The 3,997-nt window shown below is 48.9% G+C and carries 6 protein-coding genes; all 6 read right to left on the reverse strand.

Annotated elements, in window-relative coordinates:
- Window positions 1-325 precede the first annotated feature (325 nt).
- Window positions 326-760: an 8-oxo-dGTP diphosphatase MutT gene (gene mutT, locus ACTHY5_RS01690; protein WP_441875491.1), complete on the reverse strand. Its 435-nt coding sequence runs from the start codon at window positions 758-760 to the stop codon at window positions 326-328.
- A complete protein-coding gene (gene yacG / locus ACTHY5_RS01695; protein ID WP_441875494.1) occupies window positions 750-941 on the reverse strand; it encodes a DNA gyrase inhibitor YacG in 192 nt (63 codons plus the stop codon). Before yacG ends, mutT begins: the two co-directional genes overlap by 11 nt.
- A complete protein-coding gene (zapD, locus tag ACTHY5_RS01700; RefSeq protein ID WP_441875497.1) occupies window positions 938-1,672 on the reverse strand; it encodes a cell division protein ZapD in 735 nt (244 codons plus the stop codon). Before zapD ends, yacG begins: the two co-directional genes overlap by 4 nt.
- A gap of 50 nt (window positions 1,673-1,722) precedes the next feature.
- Window positions 1,723-2,868 carry a radical SAM family heme chaperone HemW gene (hemW, locus tag ACTHY5_RS01705; RefSeq protein ID WP_441875500.1) on the reverse strand — a complete coding sequence of 382 codons (1,146 nt, stop codon included), beginning with the start codon at window positions 2,866-2,868 and terminating at the stop codon, window positions 1,723-1,725.
- Window positions 2,868-3,494 carry an RdgB/HAM1 family non-canonical purine NTP pyrophosphatase gene (gene rdgB, locus ACTHY5_RS01710; RefSeq protein ID WP_441875503.1) on the reverse strand — a complete coding sequence of 209 codons (627 nt, stop codon included), beginning with the start codon at window positions 3,492-3,494 and terminating at the stop codon, window positions 2,868-2,870. The genes hemW and rdgB overlap by 1 nt, the downstream gene beginning before the upstream one ends.
- A 107-nt stretch (window positions 3,495-3,601) precedes the next feature.
- Window positions 3,602-3,997, reverse strand: a 396-nt coding sequence (locus tag ACTHY5_RS01715) for a DUF4426 domain-containing protein (protein WP_441875506.1), incomplete at its 5' end; no start/stop codon positions are given.

Below are 3,997 nucleotides of genomic sequence, written 5' to 3' on the forward strand. Positions count from 1 at the left end.
TTTGGTTTAAGCCGTCATACTAACGAAAGTCAGGATCTTGGTGGTTGGGGACTAGGGCTTAAAAAGATACCGGAGCAAGTCCGGTATGACTCGTGGGCGATTTGTGTTTTGTAGGGTTGATTTCAATCGACCTCTTTTAGGCCGTGCCATGGTTTTGGTCCAATGAATTGGACCCTACAAAAGAGGGTGTTTTGGTTTAAGCCGTCATACTAACGAAAGTCAGGATCTTGGTGGTTGGGGACTAGGGCTTAAAAGATACCGGCGCAAGTCCGGTATGACGACATAAAGCGAAGCAGGGTGTCTGTCTTTAGCTAGGCGCTTGGTGCTAGGCGCCGGGCGCTGCTGTTAGTTTTTCAACAATCGGGCCATTGGCCTCGGGAAACGGGTATTGAGACAACTCGCGCACTGCCACCCAGCGGCTGGGTTGGCCTTCAAGCCCGCTAGGTTCACCGCTGAAAGCGGTGATCTTATGAATGGCTAAGGTCACTTGTTTATCGCCGTAGTCGTGCTCTATTTGCATAAAAGGCTGACAGCGCTCTACCATTATGCCCACTTCTTCAGCCAGCTCCCGTGCGAGTGCTTGCTCAACGGTTTCACCGGCTTCTACCTTACCCCCAGGAAACTCCCACTTATTAGCCTGATGTTGGCGGGCGCCACGGCGACAAATAAAAATATCGCCGGCGGCATTCTCAATCACCCCCACTGCTACTAGTACTGTTTTTTTAGTCGCAGACGCCGATTTTTTAGCTTCAGTATTCATTTTCATTATCCTGATCGGGTAACCAGGCCGGCGCGCCGGGAATGCGCTTTTCTTCATCCGCCCATTCGCCTAAATCAATCAACTGACAGCGCTTGCTGCAAAAGGGCCGAAATGGACTTTGCTCGCCCCATTGCACTGAGGTGTTGCAAGTAGGACAGGATACACTAAGAGGTTGGTTCATTTGATGCTCGCCAATTCAAAATCTACATGGCCGATTTCACTGTTATCGACCGGCATAAAACGTATGGTATAGCGGTATTTATTGCCGCTTACTACCGGATAAATGGCCTGATCGGCCGACAGACGTATGCGGATAATGTGGGTATTAGCGGCATCATCTTGAAAAAAGCCATTGTGCGCGCGCAACGTTTGAAATTGGCCTACTTCGCGCCATAAAGTGAGCTGTAATTCTAATCCTTGTTGCAATAGCTGTAATTGAGCAAGCCAAGCATCAATATCTTGTTGCTGGCAGACTTGAGGTTGATGTAACCAGTAATGCAGTTGTGGTACATCAAACGAGCATAAGCCGCCAGGAATGGCAAATCGGCCACGTACCGCAGACAATAACTTATCTTCGCGTAGCTGTTGGCCAAAGCGGGGAGACTTAGGTAATTGCTGGCTTAAATCGGCCAGTTGTTGCTCTAATTGCTCAAGCGCACTGGCGTCTATGCCGGGCACTTTCGCCCATGCTGCCAGCTTTTCTTTTTGAATATTTAAGTCTTTGGCCAAGTCGGTGCGAATATCGCAACGTTCTAGTAACTCAATAATATCTAATAAGGCCTTAAATAAGGCAATCGTTTGGCCGCTGGCACTCAAGGCGCGACACTTTTTTATCTGCTGTAATAAATCATTGAGCCGCAGATAATTGCGGCACTTTTCGTTTAGTGGATACTCGTAAACCAGTGATGACATAAGGCTCCGGCCCAAAATTGAAGGCGATAATAAGGATAATGTTACCTGTATCAGTCGGTAATAAACAAATCGAGTAGGCGGTTTAAAAATCGTCGTCCCAGAGAACTCACTTGCCAGTGATGAGCGGTTTCAATTAATAGCTCTAAGCGCAAAGCCTCGGCTAACGGGGCTTGCAGCCGTGTTAGTGGTTGGCCAGTGCGCTGAGTAAAGTCGTGTTTAGGAATAGGCTCGAACAGGCGCAGTCGATTCATAAAGTATTCCAGCGACAGATCCTGCGCGGCAATGGTCCAGTACTGATCTAAGTAAGGTCGGTTCGGCTCTAAGTAGCCTTTAGGGTGCTTAACTTTCACCGTGCGTACTAGTTTGTTTTCTAATGGCAGGGTGACTTTGCCGTGGGCACCGCAGCCAATTCCTAGGTAATCGCCAAAGCGCCAATAGTTGAGGTTATGCTGGGCTTCAAAGCCGGGCTTAGCATAAGCCGACACTTCATATTGCTGGTAACCATGAGCTAACAGCAGTTCATGGCCTTGTTCATAAATATCGGCCAAGGTGTCATCTTCTGGCAAGGTAGGCGGGCGAGACGCAAAGGGGGTGTTGGCTTCAATGGTCAGCTGATACCAAGACAAGTGAGGCGGTGCCAATGCAATGGCTTGCTCTAAATCAGACAAGGCATCATTGAGGCTTTGTTCGGGTAAGCCGTGCATTAAGTCGATGTTGAAACTGTTTAGCCCAACATTAGCGGCTTCACGTGCGGCAAAGCGAGCTTGTTCGGGATCGTGAATACGGCCTAAACGGGCTAGCTTTTCTGGTTGAAAACTTTGAATACCAATAGAGATGCGATTAATGCCTGCGGCTTTAAAACCGGCAAAACGGCCAGCTTCTACCGTGCCTGGGTTAGCTTCTAGGGTGATCTCTATCTTTGGTTGGAATGGAATGAGCGCTTCAATGCCGGTTAATAATTGGCCGATGGCTTCGGGGCTCATTAGGCTAGGGGTACCACCACCAATAAAAATACTGTGCAGTTTTCGCCCTTGTACAAAGCGTAAATCTTGGCGTAAGTCATCAAGCAGTGCCTTTATATAGGCTTGCTCAGGAATGGCTTCTTTTAACGTGTGGGAGTTAAAGTCGCAATAAGGGCACTTTTGTACACACCAAGGTATATGCACATACAGGCTAAGCGGTGGAAGATGCAGCATTATACTTGTTCAGCCTGAGTTAAGAGAGTCTGTTGAGAGGTCAGCAAGGCCTGAAGTTGACGCAATGCTTTGCCTCTGTGACTGAGGCTGTTTTTTTCAGTGGCCGTTAATTCGGCGGCGGTTTTGCCGGCTTCTGCTACCCAAAATATGGGATCGTAACCAAACCCTTGGCGGCCTTGTGCTGTGGTGGTTATTTCCCCAGCCCAAGAGCCGGTGCAAATGAGCGGCGTGGGGTCGTGGGCATGGCGCATATACACCAGCACACACCAAAAGATAGCTTGGCGTTGCGCAGCCGGCACCCCGTCTAGCTGGCTTAATAGCAGCTCAAGGTTTTGTTGGTCTGTGGCATGCTCACCAGCAAAGCGAGCCGAATACACGCCTGGGCGGCCATCGAGTGCACTCACACTAATACCTGAGTCATCAGCAATGGCAGGTAAGCCGGTAATGGTGGCGGCATGACGTGCTTTAATAATGGCGTTTTCCACAAAGGTGGTGCCGGTTTCCTCAGCGTCTGTGACGCCAAATTCGCCTTGTGGAATGACGGTGAGGTTAAGCTCACCCAGTAGGCTTTGTAATTCAGCCACTTTTTTGGCATTACCCGAGGCTAATACTATCTTCTGGCTCATTATGGTCTCATTTCTGTGTGCGCTAGATTTAGCGCCCTACGCTGAGTGTAAAAGAGCGCGGGCTCTTTTACGGTCTAGGTACAGCGTTAAGCGTTGACGGTTAGCTATCAATCCGTATAAAAGGTGTGCCTAAAAGACAATTCACCGCCTTGTTTAGGGCCGCTGATGTCGATGGTAAACAACACATTATCTTCGTTACGGTAGGGATACTGGGCGATATAATAAATAGCATCTCCTTCGCGTATGGTTTGAAACTCTAACGCACGCTCTGTGCCGAGTAAGGTTTTTCCGTTGCCGGTTAAATTGACTTGCACGGCTTTGCCTTCTTCATCCAATACTGCAATGTTTAATAAACCATTGTAGCGGCTACGTTCAATGCGATTAGCGCGGGCAATCTCTGGCGTTAAAAAGGTAGAAGGCAGGGCGCTGTAATGTACCGTCCAGCTGCCTATTGTCGTTTGTTCCGCTTGCGCTTGGCTTGCTAGAGTTAAGCCTAAGCTGAG

This window comes from Oceanisphaera sp., from assembly GCF_052084945.1.
GTDB lineage: Bacteria > Pseudomonadota > Gammaproteobacteria > Enterobacterales > Aeromonadaceae > Oceanimonas.